15 protein-coding genes are annotated in these 20,831 nt (G+C 44.7%); 4 read left to right on the top strand and 11 right to left on the bottom strand.

The genetic code is table 11. The features are described 5' to 3' along the window. Positions 1 to 42: 42 nt before the first annotated feature. From uvrA to JMF81_RS11105, 3 genes are all read right to left on the bottom strand, one after another. On the bottom strand, positions 43 to 2,883 hold the full coding sequence (gene uvrA, locus JMF81_RS11115) for an excinuclease ABC subunit UvrA (RefSeq protein ID WP_201311520.1): 2,841 nt from the start codon (positions 2,881 to 2,883) through the stop codon (positions 43 to 45). Between the two features lie 8 nt (positions 2,884 to 2,891). After that, positions 2,892 to 4,880 carry an excinuclease ABC subunit UvrB gene (gene uvrB, locus JMF81_RS11110; protein WP_201311519.1) on the bottom strand — a complete coding sequence of 663 codons (1,989 nt, stop codon included), beginning with the start codon at positions 4,878 to 4,880 and terminating at the stop codon, positions 2,892 to 2,894. Between the two features lie 154 nt (positions 4,881 to 5,034). Further along, complete coding sequence (locus JMF81_RS11105) at positions 5,035 to 6,180, bottom strand: S41 family peptidase (RefSeq protein WP_201311518.1); 1,146 nt, start codon at positions 6,178 to 6,180, stop codon at positions 5,035 to 5,037. 295 nt (positions 6,181 to 6,475) lie between these two features. Here JMF81_RS11105 and JMF81_RS11100 point away from each other — a divergent pair, with 295 nt between their 5' ends. From JMF81_RS11100 to JMF81_RS11090, 3 genes are all read left to right on the top strand, one after another. Further along, positions 6,476 to 7,312 carry a PRD domain-containing protein gene (locus JMF81_RS11100; RefSeq protein ID WP_201311517.1) on the top strand — a complete coding sequence of 279 codons (837 nt, stop codon included), beginning with the start codon at positions 6,476 to 6,478 and terminating at the stop codon, positions 7,310 to 7,312. Positions 7,313 to 7,430: 118 nt separating this feature from the next. Beyond that, entirely contained in the window at positions 7,431 to 9,317 is a 1,887-nt protein-coding gene (locus JMF81_RS11095; RefSeq protein ID WP_201311516.1) for a beta-glucoside-specific PTS transporter subunit IIABC, read from the top strand. A 27-nt stretch (positions 9,318 to 9,344) separates the two neighbouring features. Beyond that, a complete protein-coding gene (locus tag JMF81_RS11090) occupies positions 9,345 to 10,787 on the top strand; it encodes a glycoside hydrolase family 1 protein (protein WP_201311515.1) in 1,443 nt (480 codons plus the stop codon). Between the two features lie 103 nt (positions 10,788 to 10,890). Here the strand turns inward: JMF81_RS11090 and JMF81_RS11085 are convergent, their stop codons facing one another. The 6 genes from JMF81_RS11085 to JMF81_RS11060 form a co-directional block, all read right to left on the bottom strand. Next, complete coding sequence (locus JMF81_RS11085) at positions 10,891 to 12,339, bottom strand: peptidoglycan DD-metalloendopeptidase family protein (RefSeq protein ID WP_201311514.1); 1,449 nt, start codon at positions 12,337 to 12,339, stop codon at positions 10,891 to 10,893. A 17-nt stretch (positions 12,340 to 12,356) separates the two neighbouring features. Next, the gene (ftsX, locus tag JMF81_RS11080) at positions 12,357 to 13,265 is read right to left on the bottom strand and encodes a permease-like cell division protein FtsX (protein ID WP_201311513.1); all 909 of its coding nucleotides are present in this window, start codon (positions 13,263 to 13,265) and stop codon (positions 12,357 to 12,359) included. Then, positions 13,255 to 13,935, bottom strand: a complete 681-nt coding sequence (ftsE, locus tag JMF81_RS11075) for a cell division ATP-binding protein FtsE (RefSeq protein WP_201311512.1) — start codon at positions 13,933 to 13,935, stop codon at positions 13,255 to 13,257. Before ftsE ends, ftsX begins: the two co-directional genes overlap by 11 nt. Before the next feature lie 4 nt (positions 13,936 to 13,939). Further along, positions 13,940 to 15,025 carry a PucR family transcriptional regulator gene (locus tag JMF81_RS11070; RefSeq protein ID WP_201311511.1) on the bottom strand — a complete coding sequence of 362 codons (1,086 nt, stop codon included), beginning with the start codon at positions 15,023 to 15,025 and terminating at the stop codon, positions 13,940 to 13,942. 96 nt (positions 15,026 to 15,121) lie between these two features. Further along, the gene (locus tag JMF81_RS11065) at positions 15,122 to 15,949 is read right to left on the bottom strand and encodes a YitT family protein (protein WP_243282613.1); all 828 of its coding nucleotides are present in this window, start codon (positions 15,947 to 15,949) and stop codon (positions 15,122 to 15,124) included. 64 nt (positions 15,950 to 16,013) lie between these two features. Beyond that, on the bottom strand, positions 16,014 to 17,285 hold the full coding sequence (locus tag JMF81_RS11060; protein WP_201311510.1) for an LCP family protein: 1,272 nt from the start codon (positions 17,283 to 17,285) through the stop codon (positions 16,014 to 16,016). Positions 17,286 to 17,414: 129 nt separating this feature from the next. Between JMF81_RS11060 and ymfI the strand changes: the two genes are divergently transcribed. After that, positions 17,415 to 18,140 carry an elongation factor P 5-aminopentanone reductase gene (gene ymfI, locus JMF81_RS11055; protein ID WP_201311509.1) on the top strand — a complete coding sequence of 242 codons (726 nt, stop codon included), beginning with the start codon at positions 17,415 to 17,417 and terminating at the stop codon, positions 18,138 to 18,140. Here the strand turns inward: ymfI and JMF81_RS11050 are convergent. Together JMF81_RS11050 and JMF81_RS11045 are read right to left on the bottom strand one after the other, a co-directional pair. Continuing rightward, on the bottom strand, positions 18,137 to 20,281 hold the full coding sequence (locus JMF81_RS11050) for a Tex family protein (protein ID WP_201311508.1): 2,145 nt from the start codon (positions 20,279 to 20,281) through the stop codon (positions 18,137 to 18,139). The genes ymfI and JMF81_RS11050 overlap by 4 nt on opposite strands. Before the next feature lie 11 nt (positions 20,282 to 20,292). Next, positions 20,293 to 20,772, bottom strand: a complete 480-nt coding sequence (locus JMF81_RS11045; RefSeq protein WP_201311507.1) for a deoxycytidylate deaminase — start codon at positions 20,770 to 20,772, stop codon at positions 20,293 to 20,295. Between the last annotated feature and the right edge of the window lie 59 nt (positions 20,773 to 20,831).

Genomic DNA, 20,831 nt, shown 5'->3' with positions numbered 1-20,831 from the left:
ATCCTCTGAATCAATGGACGTTCCATCGGGAATTTTTCAGTTTCAGGACGCCGGATGCGTTTTCTGAAGATATTTTTTCAGATACTGCCCTGTATAAGAAGCTTCCACTTCACAAATTTCTTCCGGAGTTCCGCTTGCCACAACGGTTCCTCCTCCGGAGCCTCCCTCCGGCCCCATATCAATAATATAATCCGCGGTCTTGATCACTTCCAGATTATGCTCAATTACAATCACTGTATTTCCGCCTTCTGTTAATTTCCCAAGAATGTCGATCAGCTTGTGTACATCTGCAAAATGCAGTCCTGTTGTCGGCTCATCCAGGATATAAATCGTTTTTCCTGTGCTTCTCTTGCTTAACTCGGAAGCCAGCTTAATTCTCTGAGCTTCTCCTCCTGACAATTCTGTTGACGGCTGTCCCAGCCGGATGTAACCCAGCCCCACATCTCTCAGCGTCTCAATCTTTCTGCGGATGGATGGAAGATTCTCAAAAAACGTACATGCTTCATCTACCGTCATATTCAGCACATCATAAATACTTTTTCCTTTATATTTTACCTCCAGGGTCTCCCTGTTGTATCTTTTGCCATGGCAGACCTCACATGGAACATAAACATCCGGAAGAAAATGCATCTCAATCTTAATGATTCCATCTCCCGCGCAGGCCTCACATCGTCCGCCCTTCTTATTGAAACTGAAGCGTCCTTTGTTATAGCCCTTGGCTTTTGCATCTTTTGTCATAGCGAACAGTTCTCTGATCTGGTCAAATACTCCTGTGTAAGTCGCCGGATTAGAGCGGGGTGTTCTCCCGATTGGCGACTGATCGATATCAATAATCTTATCCAGCTGGTCAAATCCAATGATATCATCATGCTTTCCTGCTTTTGTCTTGGCCCGGTTCAGTTCCTTCGCCAGTCTTTTATATAGAATCTGATTGACCAGGGAGCTCTTTCCTGATCCGGACACTCCCGTCACACAGGTGAACACTCCCAGCGGGAATTCTACATCAATATGTTTCAGATTGTTCTCTGCAGCTCCGACTACTTTCAGAAAACCTGTTGGTTTCCGTCTCTCCTTTGGAACCGGAATCTGGATTCTTCCGCTTAAGTACGCTCCGGTGATGGAATTTTCATTTTCCATGATCTCCTCCGCAGTTCCCTGCGCAACCACTTCTCCGCCAAATTCTCCCGCTCTCGGTCCGATATCCACAATATGATCTGCCGCAAGCATCGTATCTTCATCATGTTCCACTACGATCAGCGTATTTCCAAGATCTCTCAAATTTTTCAGCGTCCGGATCAGTTTGTCATTATCTCTCTGATGCAGTCCGATGCTTGGCTCATCCAGAATATATGCAACTCCTACCAAACCAGATCCAATCTGAGTCGCAAGACGGATTCTCTGGGCTTCTCCTCCCGATAACGTTCCTGTCGCCCGGGTCAGTGTCAGATATTCCAGTCCGACATCATTCAAAAATCCAATCCTTGCCCTGATTTCTTTTAGAACCTGTGCCCCGATCAGCTGCTGTCTCTCGGTCAGTTCCATCTGATCCAGGAAAGCCGCCAGTTCACCTACGGACATATCACACATTTCCGCAATGTTTTTATCCGCCACTGTCACTGCCAGAGATTCTGCCTTCAGACGCTGTCCATGACAGGCATCGCATGGCGTGATCGTCATAAAAGCTTCATATTCTGCCTTCATTCTCTGGGAAGACTCACGGTATCTTCTGCTTACGTTCTTTATAATTCCTTCAAAAGCAACATCATAGACACCTTCTCCCCTTTGTCCTTTATAATGAACTTTCACTTCATGCCCGCCGGTTCCATACAGCAGTATATTTTTTATTTTTTCCGGATATTCGCAAAATGGTGTGGACAGATCAAACTGGTACTCCCTGGCCAGCGCGTCAAGGATCGCCCTGGTATAACTTTTTTTATCGGTACAGGACTGCCATCCGAATACCTGGATCGCGCCCTCATCAATACTCAGCTTCTGATCCGGTATCATAAGATCCGGGTCAAATTCCATCTTATATCCCAGACCATGGCAGACCGGGCAGGCGCCAAATGGATTATTAAATGAAAAACTCCTCGGCTCGATCTCGTCAATGCTGATTCCGCAGTCCGGACAGGAAAAACTCTGACTGAAATTGATCGGCTCTCCGCCGATGACGTCTGCCGTCATCAGGCCGTCTGTCAGATTCAAAGTTGTTTCGATGGAATCTGTCATTCTTTTTTCCACTCCCGGCCGGATTACGAGACGATCCACCACAATCTCTATATTATGCTTTCTATTTTTTTCCATTGGAATGTCTTCAGAAAGATCATAAATACTTCCATCCACTCTGACACGGACATAACCGCTTTTCTTGGCATTCTGGAAAATCTTCTTATGCTCTCCCTTTCTTCCCCGTACGATTGGAGCCAGAAGCTGGATTCTTGTTCCTTCTTCCAGCTGCATCAGACGGTCTACCATCTGGTCCACTGTCTGCCTGCTGATCGGCTTTCCGCATTTTGGACAATGAGGAATTCCAATCCTTGCATAAAGCAGACGGAAATAATCATAAATCTCCGTTACCGTTCCGACTGTGGATCTCGGATTTCGATTGGTGGACTTCTGATCAATGGAAATCGCCGGAGACAGTCCTTCAATGCTGTCTACATCCGGTTTTTCCATCTGGCCCAGAAACTGTCTTGCATAAGAAGACAAAGATTCCATATATCTGCGCTGTCCCTCTGCGTAAATCGTATCAAACGCCAGAGAGGACTTGCCGGATCCGCTCAGCCCTGTCAGGACGACAAACTGATTCCTCGGTATTTCCAAATCGATATTTTTTAAATTATTTTCTCTTGCTCCTTTGATTCGAATGGTTTCGTTCTTCATCACTGCTCCTACTCATCATAATCTCTGTATGCTGTCTTAAATTCTTTTAATTCATCTCTCAGTTTCGCTGCTTCCTCAAAATTCAGTTCTGCTGCCGCCTGATTCATCTTCTTCGTCAGACGCTCTATGATCTCTTTTAATTCTTTCTTCGTCATGGATTCTATGTCTTTTTCGTATTCATCCACAGCCTCTTCCTGATCATCTGATATCCTGATCAGATCCCTGACATCTTTCTGAATGGTCTGCGGCGTAATGCCGTGTTCTTTATTATACTGATCCTGGATCTCTCTCCTTCGGTTGGTCTCTGATATGGCTGCTTCCATGGAATCTGTCACCGTGTCTGCATACATGATCACGTGTCCTTCGCTGTTTCTGGCGGCACGTCCGATAGTCTGTACCAGGGAGGTCTCAGACCGGAGAAATCCTTCCTTATCGGCATCCAAAATAGCGACCAGCGTAATCTCAGGAATATCCAGACCTTCTCTTAACAGGTTGATTCCAACCAGCACATCAAAAACACCCATTCGAAGATCCCTGACAATCTCGATTCTCTCCAGTGTATCAATATCCGAATGGAGATATTTGACGCGGATTCCCACTTCTCTCATATAGTCTGTAAGTTCTTCCGCCATCCGCTTGGTCAGCGTTGTTACCAGCACCTTATGTCCTTTGTCCGTCTCCTTCCGGATCTCTCCCAAAAGATCATCAATCTGTCCGCTGACCGGTCTCACATCAATCAGCGGATCCAGAAGCCCGGTCGGCCGTATGATCTGCTCAGCTCTCAGCAGTTCATGCTCTTCTTCGTATTTCCCCGGTGTCGCGGAGACAAACAGCATCTGATCGATCTTCTGCTCAAATTCTGAAAACTCCAGAGGGCGGTTGTCCAGCGCTGACGGAAGCCGGAATCCAAAATCCACCAGTGTAGATTTCCTGGACCGGTCTCCCGCATACATTCCACCGATCTGCGGGATGGTCATATGCGATTCATCCACGATCATTAAAAAATCATCCCCAAAGAAATCAATCAGGGTATTCGGCGGCTCTCCCGGTTTTAGCCCGGAAAGATGCCGGGAATAATTTTCAATTCCGGAGCAGAATCCGGTCTCCTTCATCATCTCAATATCAAAATTTGTTCTCTCCGCAATCCTCTGGGCTTCGATCAGCTGGTCATTCTCTTTAAAATACTCCACCTGCTGTGCCAGTTCTTCCTTAATGCCTTTGATAGCCCGCTCAATCTGTTCCTGAGGAACAACATAATGAGACGCCGGAAAGATTGCAATAAAATTCACACTTCTTTTGACTTCACCGGTCAGAATGTCAAACTCCACGATCCGGTCGATCTCATCTCCAAAAAATTCAATTCTCACTGCATCTTCAAAGGTAGAGACCGGAACAACTTCCAGAACATCACCCTTGACACGGAACGTTCCTCTCTTAAAATCCAGTTCATTCCTTACATACTGGATATTGATCAGTTCGTCAATCACCTGATCCCTGTCTTTGATCATTCCAGGGCGGAGGGAGATCATCATCTTCGTATAACTTTCCTTATTACCAATTCCGTAAATGCAGGAAACACTGGACACGACAATGACATCCTTCCGCTCGATCAGTGCCGCCGTAGCGCTGTGGCGCAGCTTATCAATCTCATCATTGACCGATGAATCCTTCTCAATATACGTATCTGTAGACGGAACATAAGCTTCCGGCTGATAATAATCATAGTAACTTACAAAATATTCCACTGCGTTGTGCGGGAAAAAAGCCTTGAATTCACTGTAAAGCTGTGCTGCCAGCGTCTTATTGTGCGCCAGGATCAGTGTCGGCTTATTCAGGGCCTGAATAATATTTGCCATTGTGAATGTCTTGCCGGATCCTGTAACACCCAGCAGCGTCTCAAACTGATTTCCTTCTTTAAACCCCTGTACCAGTTTCTCGATTGCCTGAGGCTGATCACCGGTCGGTTCATATTCTGATACTAATTCAAAATGATCCATGTAAATCTCTCCTTTTTAGCCTGTACAGGCGCTCTCTTTCGCTTATTATAGCAAAGCCGTCTTAAATTGTACAGACCATTTTCGAATGTTTGTTCTATCTTCGCTGGGATTGAAAAAATCCGGCGTCTCTTTCTGAGACCCGGATTTTTTATTCCTAATCTTCATTCTGCAGCACTTCAACCGCTTTCTGAAGCTGCTCATCTGTCTTTGTATTTTCATTATCCTTCACAGCAACATCCGGCTGAATGCCTTTTTTATGAATATTATGCCCTGCCGGCGTATAGTAAGACGCATAGGTAAGTTTTACATAGGAATCATCTCCCAGACCATAAAATCCCTGGACAATTCCTTTTCCGAACGTTTTTTCTCCTACCAGAGTTCCTGCATCTCTGTCTTTGATTGCTCCTGCCAGGATTTCTGAAGCACTGGCACTGTTTCCATTGACCAGAACGCATAACGGCATATTTAACTGATCATCATCTTCTGCATTATAATATTTCTTTTTGCCGTTTTTGTCTTCCGTATATACGATTTTTCCTTTCGGAAGGATATCATCGGCAATATCCACCACTGCTGAAAGCAGTCCTCCCGGATTATCTCTCAGATCAATGATCAGAGATTTGGCGCCCTGCTTCTGAAGATCTTTTAAACCGTCTTCAAATTGTTCCACTGTGATTTCATCAAATTCGGAAATTGACAGATATCCGATGTTTCCGCTTAACATCTTCGTATCAACCGTTGGATTTTCTACGGATTTTCTTGTAAATGTATACTCTTTTGTATCGTCTCCCCGTTGAAATGTCAGAGTAACTTTCGTTCCTTCTTTTCCTTTTACTTTGCTGACTACGTCATTTAAATTAGCATTCTTTCCAATTTCTTCATCACCAATTTTAGTAAGAACATCTCCTTTTTTAAGTCCGCTTCCATAAGCAGGGCTTCCCTTCAGCGTATTGACTACAGTAATTTCGCCGCTGCTGGAATCTTTTGTCATGGTGATTCCTACTCCGCTGTAGACTCCTTCTGTACTCTCTGTCAGTTCCTTGTACTCTTCCTCCGAATAATAGTCAGAATACTGATCTCCAAGTCCGGCCACCAGTCCTTTATACGTGTAAGTTTCCAGCTGATCCTCATCGACATCACCTTTATAGTATGTCTGGATGGCTCTTTCAATATTCCTTATTTTCTGAACCATCCGCATCGTATCGCTGGCTCCCCAGTAGGCCCGGTACAGAAAAAATCCTTCCGCAAGGCACAGTACCGTCAAAACCGCTATGACGATCTTTGTAATTCTTTTCTTCATGAAATCTTTCCTCCCGTCTTTCTCCAATGGTTCTTATTATAGCAGATTCTTTTCCTTACTTATCTAGTATTTGATTGTTTTCACAAAGAATTCATAAAAGTTTAAGTTTTTCTTGCAATTCAAAAACCCTCATGTTAGAATATCAGCAGATAAAAAATTTATTAGATTGTTGGTTTGTAACCGTAATGGGCAATACCTTTTTATTAATCTTGGAACAGGGGTTTTTTATATCTTTTCTGTTGTCAGGATGAATAGGAAAAGGTGTTGTTTTTTTTGTTTTTAGGAGGTTTTGATCGTGAAGATACAAAAGATACTGAACAATAATGTGGTGATCGCAAGGGATGAGAATGACAAAGAAGTCATTGTCATGAGTCTTGGCCTTGGATTCCGAAAAAAACAAGGCGATCTTTTCCCTCGTGATGATTCTCAGAAAATCTTTGTACTTTCCGATGAAGTAAAAGGCCGCTATGACCAGCTTCTTAGCAATGCCGATCCTCTGGCCGCTGAACTGGCGGAAGATATCATATCCTTCGCCTGCAAAGAAAAAGATCTGTCTCTGAATGATATCATCCATCTTACATTGACAGATCATATTGATGGTCTGCTGGACCGGCTGAAAAGCAATGTTTTGTTTGCCAATCAGCTGACCATGGAAATCCGCCGTGCCTACCGCACTGAGTTTTCCGTTGGCCTGTATGCCATTGACCTGATTCAAAAACGTACCGGATATGCACTTCCACATGACGAGGCAGCATTTATCGCCCTTCATTTTATCGATAACCGCACAGATCACGCAGTCAGCACCGCTGATCTTGAAACGGTTGTGAAATTTGTAAATGATATCATCCGGACCGTGGAAGCCCATTTTAACATCCATCTGGATGAGGACTCCACTCCTTATTACCGGTTTGTAACTCATCTGAAATATCTGACACAGCGTATCATATCCGGCAATCTTTTCCGGGATGACCCGACTCTTTATGACTCTGTTGCAGCAGCCTATCCAGAGTCCGCCAAATGTGTCAATAAAATCAGTACGATCATTACATTTAAATATCACCGGAGCATTTCCACAGAAGAGCGTGCTTATCTGATCATTTATGTGGAAAAACTAACCAGAGAATCTAAATAAATTTCCTCATTTTTATGAGGCATCCATGAGGCTTGTAACCAAGACGAGCGTACGGCGTCGCGGGCAAAACTTCTTGATAAATAACACTATTCACTAAATTTCAAGAAAGGACTATATTATGGATTATTCTACTACTGCCCAGAAATTAATTGAAAACCTGGGAGGACAGTCCAATATCCGCACTGTCACCCACTGTATGACAAGACTCCGCTTTATCTTAAACGATGAATCTGTTGTGGACGATAAAATTGTGGAAAATATTCCCGGCGTTATGGGAATCATGAAAAAGAGCGGACAATACCAGGTCATCATCGGCAATAACGTCGCCAAATGCTATCAGGAAGTTACAAAACCAGGAAACTTTGCGGGATCTTCATCTGCCGCAGATCAGCCAAAAGAAAAGCAGAATCCGGTCAATGTAGCTTTGGATTTCATCGCAGGATGTATGACTTCTCTGATCTCTGCCATCATTGCCGGAGGTCTCCTGAAGGTTCTTGCAATTCTTCTGGGGCCATCCCTTCTCGGTATACTGGAAACAACCAGTGATACTTACATTATTATTAATGCCATTGGAGACGCGGCATTCTATTTTCTCCCGGTTTTTGTTGCCTACACGGCTTCCAAAAAATTAAACTGCAATACCTTCTTATCTGTTATGGTTGCAGCTATGCTGATCCATCCGGATATTATCAGCCTCCTTGGAAGTGATACGCCAACCCGGCTTTTTGGAGTGATTCCGGTTATCCACGGAAGTTATTCTTCTTCCGTTATCCCGGCTATGTTCTCCACGATTCTCCTGAAATATGTGGAAATCTTTATCGATAAGATTACTCCGGAATGGTCCAAAAACTTCTTAAAACCACTTTTGATCGTTGTAATCGTTGCTCCGGTCACATTATGTATTCTGGCTCCGATCGGACTAATTGTCGGAAATGGACTCCAGTATGTATTAAATGGGATTTACAACTTTGCTCCATGGCTGGCGCTTGCGCTGTTTGCCGGATTCATGCCGTTTATCGTAATGACCGGTATGCACTGGGCTTTCGTCCCTGCATCACTGCTTGCGATTGCTTCTGCTGGTTTTGATACCATGCTGCTGCCTGCCATGCTTTCATCCAACCTCGCACAGGCAGGAGCAACATTCGCCGTAGCTTTTAAGACAAAAGATTCTAAAATGAAACAGATTGCCTTTCCTGCAGGAATTTCCGCACTGCTTGCGGGAGTTACCGAACCTGCCATGTATGGAGTTACCTTAAAATTAAAGAAACCAATGTACGCAGCCTGTATCGCCTCCGGCATCGGCGGATTGATCACCGGCCTGGTACAGTTAAAAGCATATGCTTTTGCAACGCCATGCCTGACTGCCATTGTTCAGTTTGTAGCTCCGGACGGCGGACAAAACTTTATATACGCATGCATCATTGCCGCAGCCGCCTTTATTCTGGCCTTCATTTTCACATTCATTGTAACGAAAAATGAGGCCCCTGCCGAAGGTTCTGATAACACGGCCATTATGACGGATGCTGACACAGCAGAACCAGCTGCCAGCAGTCAGCCGGCAGTTGCAAATCCTCTGACAGGAGAAGCCATCCCTCTGGAAAATGTCAATGATCCGACATTCGCAGCCGGTATTCTTGGACAGGGATACGCTGTGATCCCTTCCGAAGGAAAAGTATACGCTCCGTTCGATGGTTCTGTGGAAACCCTGATGGATACCCATCACGCCCTGGGACTTACTTCCAGACAAGGTACAACCCTCCTGATCCATGTAGGACTGGAAACCGTATCACTGGGCGGAAAATACTTTACGCCTCATGTGAAACAGGGAGATACCTTCAAAAAAGGAGATCTGCTGTTAAGTTTTGATCTGGACTCCCTGAAAAAAGAAGGCTTTGACACTTCCACTCCTGTGATTGTGACCAACACAGACGATTATCAGGAACTGAAACTTACAAAAACCGGCGCTGTCAATGCCGGTGAAGAAATTTTAACATTAACCAGATAACCCAGCCACACAGAAAGGATACCGATTATGTCAGTTTTTAAAGATGGATTTTTATGGGGCGGCGCCACAGCCGCCAACCAGTGTGAAGGCGCGTGGAATGCGGACGGAAAAGGCATTTCCGTCGCCGACATCTGCACCGGCGGAAAATTCGGTCAGTCAAAGACCATCACTCCGGTTCTTCAGGAAGGAACCTTCTATCCAAGCCACGAAGCCATTCATCACTACGAACGTTTCAAAGAAGATATCAAATTGTTTGCGGAAATGGGCTTTAAGACCTATCGCTTCTCCATTGCATGGACAAGAATTTTCCCAAATGGAGATGAATCTGAACCGAATGAGGCCGGTCTGCGCCATTATGATGAAGTCATTGACGAATGTCTGAAATACGGCATCGAACCGCTGATCACCATTTCTCATTATGAGGTTCCTTTCGGCCTCACTAAGAAATGCAACTCCTGGGTCAGCCGTGAAATGATCGATTACTTTATGAACTACTGTGAGGCGATTTTCCAGCGCTACAAAGGAAAAGTCAAATACTGGCTCACCTTCAATGAAATCAACAGTTCCGTAGCGCCTATGGGAGCGCTTCTGAATCAGGGAATCTTAAATGATCTGGAACATCCGACGGAATTTATGAATCAGCCGGATATTCCGCAGCAGCGGTATCAGGGGCTTCATCATATGTTCCTTGCCAGCGCAAAGGCTGTAAAACGAGCCCACGAAATTGATCCTGATTACAAAGTCGGCAGCATGATGATCTATTCCTGCTCTTATCCGCTGACCTGCAATCCGGATGATGTCCTTGCCAATCAGGAATATAACCGGATCCAGAACTATTTCTGTTCTGATGTCCAGTGCAAAGGAGCTTATCCGGCCTATATGAACCGGTTCTTCCGTGAAAATAACATTGTGATTGAAAAACAGCCTGGGGATGATGAGATTTTGAAAGAAGGCACCGTAGACTTTCTGACATTCTCTTACTATATGTCTTCCTGCCAGTCTGCCGATCCGAACGCAGAAAGCGGCGAGGGAAATATTCTCGGCGGTGTACCGAACCCTTATCTGGAAACTTCCGACTGGGGATGGCAGATCGATCCAAAAGGTCTGCGCTACGGCCTCAATGATCTGTACGACCGCTACGGTCTCCCTCTGATGGTTGTGGAAAACGGCCTGGGAGCGAAAGATACCATAGAAGAAGACGGTTCCATCAATGATGACTACCGCATCGATTATCTGCGCCGCCATATCGAGCAGATGAAAGAAGCAGTAAAAGACGGTGTCGATCTGATCGGCTACACTCCATGGGGATGCATCGACCTGGTATCCGCTTCCACCGGAGAATACGCAAAACGCTATGGTTTCATCTATGTCCGCCGCTACGACGACGGTACTGGTGATTTTGCCCGGCTGAAAAAGAAATCCTTCTACTGGTATCAGAAAGTCATCGAAACTAACGGTGAAGAATTATAAAACGAAAACTCTGCAAATTTGGAACACAAAAAGTAAGGGGGGGCAGGTAAGACTCATATGAGTCTTACCTGCCCCTGGCATTTTCCCTGCAAAATATGTACCTTTACAGATAATTCATTGGATTTACATAGCTGCCATTCTTCTTCACAACGAAATGGAGATGTGCTCCGGTTACCATTCCTGTCGCTCCGGATTTGGCAATGGTCTGTCCCCGGGTCACATGATCACCTGCAGAAACCAGAAGTTTGGAACAATGCAGATACATAGTCTCGAGACCATTTCCATGATCAATCTTGATATAATATCCATTATAAACACTGTATCCGGCCACCTCTACCGTTCCGGAAGCTGCTGCCACCAGTGTGGTTCCGGTGCTGCACGGAATATCAATTCCTCCATGAAGCTTATATACTCCCGTTACCGGATGTACCCGGTATCCATATCCGGAAGAAATCGTATGGAGAGACGGTACCGGCCATAAAAGTGTACTGGAGGAACTTGTACTGCTGGTACTTGTGGATGTACTTGGCTTTTTACTGGTGCTTGTGGAAGCACTTGGCTTTTTGCTGGTGCTTGTGGAAGCGCCTGGTTTTTTGCTGGTGCTTGTGGAAGCGCCTGGCTTTTTGCTGGTGCTTGTGGAAGCACCTGGCTTTTTACTGGTGCTTGTAGAAGCGCCTGGCTTTTTACTGGTGCTTGTAGAAGCGCCTGGCTTGCTGCTGGTGCTTGTGGAAGCGCTCGCAGTATTTTCTGTACTTGCAGAAGCGCCTGTACCGGCTGAAGTTTCCGTACTGCTGCCTGTATCTGCAGATGTGCTGTTCTGCTGAGCGCTTTCTGTGCTTATAACTGCCGCAGCGCTGTCTGCCTCTACATAAGCTGCATCTTCATCCTGCTGCTCAGCTTCTTCATATACTGCCAGCAGTTCTTCATTCTCACTCAGTTCCTTCTGGTATTCCTGAACCTTTTCTTTCTTTGCCGTCACCACCTTGTCCAGCTGATCTTTCTCTTCCTTCGTCTGATCCACCAGTTTTGTAACTTTATCATAGTCCTCTTCCAGCTTCTGGGACGCATTTTCAATGGTTTCTTCTGTTTTCTTCAGCTTTTTGAACATATTGGAATCATATTCTGCTACTTTTGAAACATACTCTGCTTTTGTAACCAGTTCCTGAAAAGATTCTGATTTCAATATAATTTCCAGATATGCGGTATCTCCATTTTCATACATGAATTTGATCCGCTTTTTCATTGTTTCATACTGCTTTTCTCTGGATTCTTTGGCTTCTTTCAGTTCTTCTTTTGTCTCTTTGATCTGCTCTTCCAGATTATTCTGCTTTTTCACATATTTCTCGTACTTTTCATTGCTTTCGCTTACCTTCTTATCCAGCTGCTCAATCTCATCTGCCATCTGAGCATTAAGATTCTCCAGCTTCTGCGTCTTTTTCTGAATCTCATTTTTGCTTCCTTCTGCCCAGATATCTGTCCGATATGTTCCTGTCGCTAAAGAGCATGCCGCCATCATTGCCGCAGCGGCCAGCAAGACCCTCTTTTTCTGCATAAAATATTCATCCTTTCTTATACTTTCAAATATTTTCTAATCGTTATGGAACTGCCCAAAAGACCGATCACCAGCCCTACAATCAATGAGGCCGGAATCAGATACATCATAATCTCACGGACTGAAACAAATTCCATAAATGAAGTTACCACATAAAACTTCTCCGCCATCCAGGATATGATGTGATGATATCCAAAATAGATAATCAGGATTGGAATCGCAGATCCTGCAATCCCGATGATCACTCCTTCCATGTAAAACGGCGCTTTGATAAAGCCATTGGCAGCCCCGATCAGCTTCATGATCGCAATCTCATCTTTTCGGACAGTGACTCCGATGGAAACTGTGTTGCTTACCAGGAAAATAGAAACCCCGAATAAAATAAGAATCAAAGCGGCGGCTACATAAGTACCAAGAGAATTCAGTTTTGCCGCTCCTTCTGCCGCAATTTCTGAATACTGCACTTTCCGGACGCCTTCTATCTTCTTTAAGGTTTCCGCCACTTCTTCATGATCAGCGACTTCATTTAAAGTTACTTCATAGGAATCTGATTCGCTCAGGGGATTGTCTCCCTCAAAGCCTTCCAAGAGGTCTTCATTTCCTTTGAAAACCTCTTCTTTGTACTGTTCCCACGCTTCCTCTGCGGAAATATAAGTAACACTGTCTACATCTTTGTTCTTTTTGATCTCTTTTCCAATCTGATCTTTCCTCTCCTGGGAAAGTCCTTCATCAAAGAAAACTGAAATGCCGACAGACTGCTCCACTTTATGCACTGTAGCTCGTACATTCAGTACAACGGCAAGAAACACTCCGATTAAAAACACACATGCGATCGTCGTTCCGATCGATGCGAGTGAGAACACTTTATTGCGAAAAATACTCTTGGCTCCCTCTTTTAGTCCATAAAAAAAACGTCTAAATATCATAAGACCCCCTTGCTTCGTCCTGTTCTATCCGTCCATCTTCCAGGGAAATCACTCGCCTGCCCATTGCATTGACCAGATCCTTGTTGTGAGTTACCGTTACAACTGTCGTTCCTCTTTTCTGAACCTGATCAAGGAGATCCATGATCTCTCTGGCTGTAACCGGATCCAGATTGCCGGTTGGCTCGTCCGCAAGCAGCAAAAGAGGATGGTTGACCATCGCCCTTGCGATTGCAACCCTCTGCTGCTCTCCTCCGGAAAGTTCCCCCGGAAATGCTTTCAGGCGGTCCGCCAGACCAACCAGATCCAGGACATTGAGCACCTGGCGCTTCATATGACGGTTCGGCGCCTCTACAACTTTCTGCGCAAACGCTACATTGTCATAAATGTTCCTGTCCTGCAATAATCGGAAATCCTGGAAAACAAACCCAATCTGACGCCGCAGATAAGGAATCTTTCTTGATTTGATCTTGGCATAATCATATCCATTGACAATGATCCTGCCGCTGGTAGGTTCTATCTCTTTCAGCAGAAGACGCATCAGCGTCGTTTTTCCGGAACCGCTCTTCCCTACCACGAAGACGAATTCCCCTTTGTGAACGTGCAGTGACACACGATCCAGGGCCGGATGGCCCTGTTTGTATTCCTTTGTTACGTTATCTAGTATAATCATAGTCCTAATCCATCGTATCCATATATTTCATGTACTTAACAACCATCAACGCGATCTTAAATGCGATCGCATCCTCAAAGTTTCTCAGATCCAGATTTGTATTCTTCTGGATCTTATCCAGACGATAAACCAGTGTATTTCTATGTATGAACAGCTGTCTGGACGTCTCTGATACATTGAGATTATTTTCAAAAAATTTATCAATCGTAATCAGAGTTTCTTCATCAATCGAATCCGGAGAGTAGTCTCCAAATACCTCCCGGATAAACATCTTGCACAGCGGAAGCGGGAGCTGGTAAATCAGCCTTCCAATTCCCAGCTGATTATATGCGATGACCGTAGATTCTTCATAAAAAATCTTGCTGACTTCCAGAGCAATCTGAGCTTCTTTATAAGACCTGGATACATCTTTAATATTGTCCGCCGGATTCCCGATCGCAATCTTAACATCCAGAATTTCCTCTGCCTCCAAAGCCTGTACAATTCGGGACGCATGTTCAAGAAAATGCCCCTGTGAATCCTCTTCTTCCACCTCTGTCACATACACTACGCTTTTTTCATCCACCGCCGTAATGAAATCAGATTCCCGGATCAGATCCAGCTGCTTCATGGCTTCCACCAGATTATGATCTTTGCCATAGGAAGTCTGGATCAGAAATGCAATCCGTCTTTTCTCTACGTCAATGTACAGCTTCTTGGCCCGGTTATAAATATCCACCAGCAGTAAATTGTCCAGCAGAAGATTCTTCACAAAATTTTCTTTATCAAAACGTTCCTTATACGCAACCAGAAGATTTTCAATCTGAAAGACTGCCAGTTTTCCGATCGTATAATCATTCTCATTCTGTCCCTGAATCAGCAGAATATATTCCAGCCTTTTATCATCAAAGATCTTAAAGTACTGTACCCCGTCGATTACCTGACTTTCGGCCATAGATTCAGAAAAGGATCTGACTTCTTTCTCTACATCGCCAATCGCTTCCATTGTCTGAACGACCGGACGGCCAGACAGATCCATAACGCATAAATCAACTTCCGTTATGCCTTTAATTCCATTAATTGTTTCCTGTAAAACCTGATTCGAAATCATTCCTTCATCAACCTTTCCCTATGTGCCTTCTTCTTTTTCTTTTACTATACAGCATTTTTTACAAGAAAAAAAGAAAAAATCAGGTTTTTTTTACACTCATTGTATATTTTTCACAAATCCTTCTCCCAGAATTTCCCTTGCATCCGTGATCACAACAAAGGCATGCGGATCTTTCTCTTTCACGATCTCCTTCATAACCGGCGTTTCCTTCTTTGAAACAACACACAAAAACATGGGAATCTGCCGGCCGGTATAACCACCATATGCCACGATTTTGGTTACGCCCCGCTTTTTATCGTGTAAAACCATCTCTGCGATTTCTTCTCCTCTGGAACTGATTACCAGAAACAGTCTTGACACTCCCGGACCTTCTGCGATCGTATCCGCAACTTTTGTGATCCCATAGATACAAAGCAGAGCATAGCAGGCATTTTCAATCCCGAATACAAAGGTTCCCAAAAAGACAATCCCTCCGTCAAAGATTCCAAGGAGCACCGCGATGCTGACTGTAGGAAAGCGTTTTTTCATCAGAAACGCGATCAGATCCGTCCCACCGGTGGAATTACCATCTCTAAGAATGATGCCGATCCCTGTACCCATCAGGAGACTGCCCAGTATCAGGTTAACATAAAAATCCCGTGGAAAAAAAGAGAATTTTGGCAGCACTCCCAGAAAAAATGACAGCATAACAGCCCCAAACAAGGTATTCCAGAAAAATTTCCTGTTTTTCTGCCGGTAGGCCGCGATAAAAAAAGGAACATTCAGTATGGTGTTCGCTGCCCATAACGGTATTCGAAATATGCTCCAAAGGATGATCCCTAATCCGCTGAATCCTCCGGTCACAATGCCAAATGGCTGAAATACCGTATTTGTCGCTGCTGCCATACAAAATGTTCCCAGTATTATTTTAAAATAATTCTTCAACCGAAATTCCTCCTAAACCATTTGTGGTTAGTATGGAAAAATTTCGGATTCCTATCCAGAAATCTTAAATCTCATCTTCTGTTCCAAGTACGATACAAATCTTCGCCCCGCTGCTCACCTGGCCTACTTCATATTCCGGGTTCTTAAAATAACTCTTCAGATCCTGACCCAGACCTTTTTCCGCAATGATGATCTTTGTATGAGTCAGCTCTCCCTGCCGGTTTGTCTTGACCGATCCAATGCTGTATCCATCTTCTGTCAGCTTGTCTTTCCATCGGCTGGCAAGACCGGAAATCTTTGTTGAATTCTGAATCTCGATCGTGATGCTCTTAGAAGAATCTTCTGTATCTTCTGTGGCTGCCTCTGTCGTCTTCTCTGTCGATGCATCTTCTGCTTTCAGCACAGAATCAATATCTCCGTCTTCAGCAAGAAGCACATCGAATACTTTTTTCGCCGCATCTGTATCGACTTTGAATTTCCCGCCGCTTTCTTTTCCGTCCAGGAGCAGATAATTAACATCATCTTCCTCAATAGATTGAATCTGTTCCAGATTGTCTGAAACATCACTGTACTTGGTATCGGAATCTGCTTTGGAATAATAATTCTTAACGTAGTTTTCAAAATCAGAAGACGTCATGCTTGTCACGGTCTTAGATGCCTGTACGAGTATGTCCCCAATCAGTTTCATATGGACATCCTCATCCTCGATATTCGCCTCATTGGACACCAGCGCCAGAACCGCGTCTCCATCCACTGTATTCTCACCAGATGTCAGTGTCACAGATTTTCCATCCTGATCTTCATAACTGATGGTCTGGCTCAGATCTGCCTGAATGGTTCCTGCGTCATTGATGATATCCACAAGATCGTCATCCTTGATCAGCTCATAGGAATTGATCGTAATTCCAAGGGTCTCTTCCACCTGTTCCTTCATGGTATTTCCATCATCGTTCATGGCCTTGATCACATCCGATACTTCTGCGGTATCTACACTCTCTCCCAGTTCCTGCTCTACCGCCCGTTTCCCGTCGTCTGTGAGATTCAGCACCATATCAGAGCGAAGCGGAATATAAACCATCTGATTATTTTTGCTGTGATACACGCGGATCGTCATCATGTCACCTGCCTGCATCAGCGCCACATCCACCCGGTCTTTATTCTCTTTTTCCAGCTGCTGGGAAACCTCTTTTTTCTTCTCCTTCGCGAATTTATAAGAAAAGAACTGCCTCACAGCAAAAAAGCTGGCAATTCCACCAACGGCCATCGTCAAAATCACAACAAGAATCCTTGCAAAAATCGCCCCGATCCCTGCTTTCTTTTTTTTCTTTTTTGACATTTATCTGCTCCTTCCCTCTACAGTTTCGTTCAGTATAACAAATTATTCGATTCATTTCAATAATCCGCTATGTTATAATCTTATATAATTATTCTTAATATTTTCTTAAATAAAAAATCGGAGGTTTTTATGAAAACAGCATTAATAACCGGAAGTTCTCGTGGAATTGGCCGCGCCGCAGCACTTTGTTTTGCCGCCAATGGATGGAATGTCGTCATCCACGGATTTCATCACCCCGAACATCTGCGTTCTCTGGAAGAGGCTATCTGTAAACAGGATGTTTCCTGTCTGTCGTTCACCGGTGATATCAGTGATCCCGGTTTTACCGGCGAAATGGTCCGCAGTGCCATTTCCCATTTTGGCGCCATTGACTGTCTGGTAAACAACGCAGGAATCTCCCAGGTCGGACTGTTTACAGACACAACCGTGAAAGACTGGCATGAAATATTGAATACAAATCTTCTGTCTGCTTTTTCTGCATGCCACAGCGTTCTTCCCCATATGATTTCCCGGCATTCCGGAAAAATCATTAATATCTCTTCCATATGGGGAGAAGCCGGAGCCTCCTGTGAAGTCCTTTACTCTGCTTCCAAAGGCGGCATCAACGCATTTACAAAAGCACTGGCAAAAGAAGTCGCTCCCAGCGGCATTCAGGTTAACGCTATTGCCTTTGGCATGATCGATACCGATATGAACCAGGAATTTTCAGAAGAAGACCGGCAGATGATTCGTGAAGAAATCCCCGCCGACTATATTGCTTCCCCCAAAGAAGCTGCTTTGATGATCTATCACACAGCTTTGGCTCCTTCTTATATGACCGGGCAGGTGATCACCTTTTCCGGAGGCTGGTATTAATTCTCTTTCATTGTCAGCTGGATCCTTTTTTTCGCCTCGTCTACACTGACGACAGTTACATCTACCACATCACCGACGCTGACAACTTCCAGCGGATGTTTGATATATTTTTCTGACATCTGCGATATATGGACCAGGCCGTCCTGATGAACGCCAATATCAACAAATGCGCCGAAATCTATGACATTTCTCACAGTTCCTTTTAATTTCATGCCTGGTTTTAAATCTTTCATTTCCAGGACATCCGTTCTGAGGATCGGCTTTGGCAGATCCTCTCTCGGATCCCTTCCTGGTTTTTCCAGCTCTTTTACAATATCTCTTAAAGTGATTTCCCCGATTCCCAGTTCCTGTGACAGCTGACTGTAATCTGTAATTTTTCTGCTGATTCCCCGAACGCCTTCGCCCGTCAGGTCTTCCGGAGAATATCCCAGACTCTCCAGCAGCTGCTTTGTTTCTCCATAGGTTTCCGGATGCACCCCTGTGGCATCCAGCGGCTGATCTCCCCCTGTCACTCTTAAAAATCCTGCACACTGCTCAAAAGCTTTTGGTCCCAGTTTGGATACTTTTATCAGTTCTTTTCTGTTCTGAAATCTTCCATTTTCTTCCCGGTAAGCCACAATATTTTTCGCCACTGCCTTAGAAATTCCGGAAACATATTCCAGAAGAGAAGCCGATGCTGTATTTAAATCCACTCCTACTTTGTTGACTGTGGCTTCTACTACGCCTTCCAGTGCCTTTGAGAGCTGTTTCTGATTCATATCATGCTGATACTGTCCCACTCCGATGGCTTTTGGCTCGATCTTTACCAGCTCTGCCAGCGGGTCCTGCACTCTCCTGGCAATGGAAGCGGCACTCCTCTGTCCTACATCAAAATCCGGAAATTCTTCTGCTGCCAGTTTGCTGGCGGAATATACCGAAGCTCCCGCCTCATTCGTAATGACATACTGTACCGATTCCGGAATTTCTTTCAGCAGTTCCACTACAATCTGTTCTGATTCCCTGGAAGCCGTTCCGTTTCCAATGGAAATTAACGTTATCCCATATTTTCTGATCAGCTGCTTCACTGTTTTTTTCGCTTCCTCTACCTTGTTCTGAGGCGCTGTCGGATAAATCACCACCGTATCCAGTACTTTTCCTGTAGCATCTACGACTGCCAGCTTGCAGCCGGTTCGAAAAGCCGGATCCCATCCAAGGACAACCTGACCTGCGATCGGCGGCTGCATCAGAAGCTGTTCCAGGTTTTTTCCAAATACTTTGATAGCTTCTGTTTCCGCTTTCTCTGTCAGTTCACCCCGGATATCTCTTTCAATGGATGGGGCAATCAGCCTTTTATAACTGTCCTCGATCGCTTCCAGAAGAATTTTGGCTGCATGCCCGTTTTTCTTCTTGATTATCTGTCTGGTCAGATAACCTGCGATCCTTTTTTGATCCGGTTCGATCTTTACCTGAAGGATTCCTTCTTTTTCCCCGCGGTTTATGGCCAGAATCCGATATCCTGCAATTCTGCTGACCGGTTCCTGAAAATCATAATACATTTCAAAAACAGAAGACTCATCCGTTTTTTTCGCCGCAGAAACAATCTTCCCATGATCCCAGGTAGATTTACGAATATAGCTGCGGTATTTGGCATTGTCTGAAATCATCTCCGCAAGAATGTCTTTTGCGCCTTTCAGAGCCTCTTCTGCAGAAGCGATGCCTTTTTCTTCATCGACATATTTTTCTGCTTCCTCTTCTGCCGGCGCCTTCAGCCGCTGGTCGAGAATTGTCTCTGCCAGAGGCTCCAGACCTTTTTCCCTTGCGATCATTGCCCGGGTCCTTTTTTTCTGCTTATACGGCCGGTAAATATCTTCTACAGCAACTAAAGTCTCTGCCTCCTCCAGACTTTCAGCAAGCTGCGGCGTCATTTTCCCCTGTTCTTCGATCTTCTTTGCCACAGTCTCCTTTCGTTCCTGAAGGCTGCGCAGATACATCAGTCTTTCGTACAGATTCCTGAGCGTCTCATCATTCAGGGACCCTGTCATTTCCTTTCGGTATCTGGCAATGAATGGAATCGTATTCCCTTCATCGATCAGCCTGACGGCTGTTTCCGCCTGCTGCCGGCGGATTCCCAATTCTTCCTGCAAAATTTTTATAATATCCATTTTCCCATTCCTTATAAGTCGATGATAATCCTCTGTCCTTTCGGCTGAAACTGCCGGTACGTGACTCCTGCCATGTCAAACATTTTCTTTGACGCCATTGTCGCATCTGAATCTGCGTATTTATCCTGCATATAGATAACTTCCTTCATTCCACTCTGAATGATAGCCTTGGCACATTCGTTGCATGGGAACAGAGTCACATAAACCCTGGCTCCGTCCAGGGAACCGCCGCCGTAATTTAGTATGGCATTTAGTTCCGCATGGCAAACATAAAAATATTTTGTATCAAGAGGCTCTCCTTCCCTCTCCCACGGCATATCGTCATCATTGCATCCGATCGGCATTCCATTGTATCCCACTGACAGGATTTTATTATGATCATTCACCAGGCATGCTCCTACCTGTGTGTGATCATCTTTGCTTCTCTGGGCAGAGAGCAGCGCAATTCCCATAAAATACTGATCCCATGAAATATAATCCTTCCGTTTCATTGATCCTGCTTCCATCCTTTCTTACCTGAAAAAAACCGCCTGAACTGTCTACAGGCGGT

Origin of the sequence: Anaerostipes butyraticus (assembly GCF_016586355.1) — a bacterium.
GTDB classification, from domain to species: Bacteria; Bacillota; Clostridia; order Lachnospirales; family Lachnospiraceae; genus Anaerostipes; species Anaerostipes butyraticus.
Note: the sequence above shows the minus strand (reverse complement) of the source record. Positions and strands in the feature narration are given on the sequence as shown.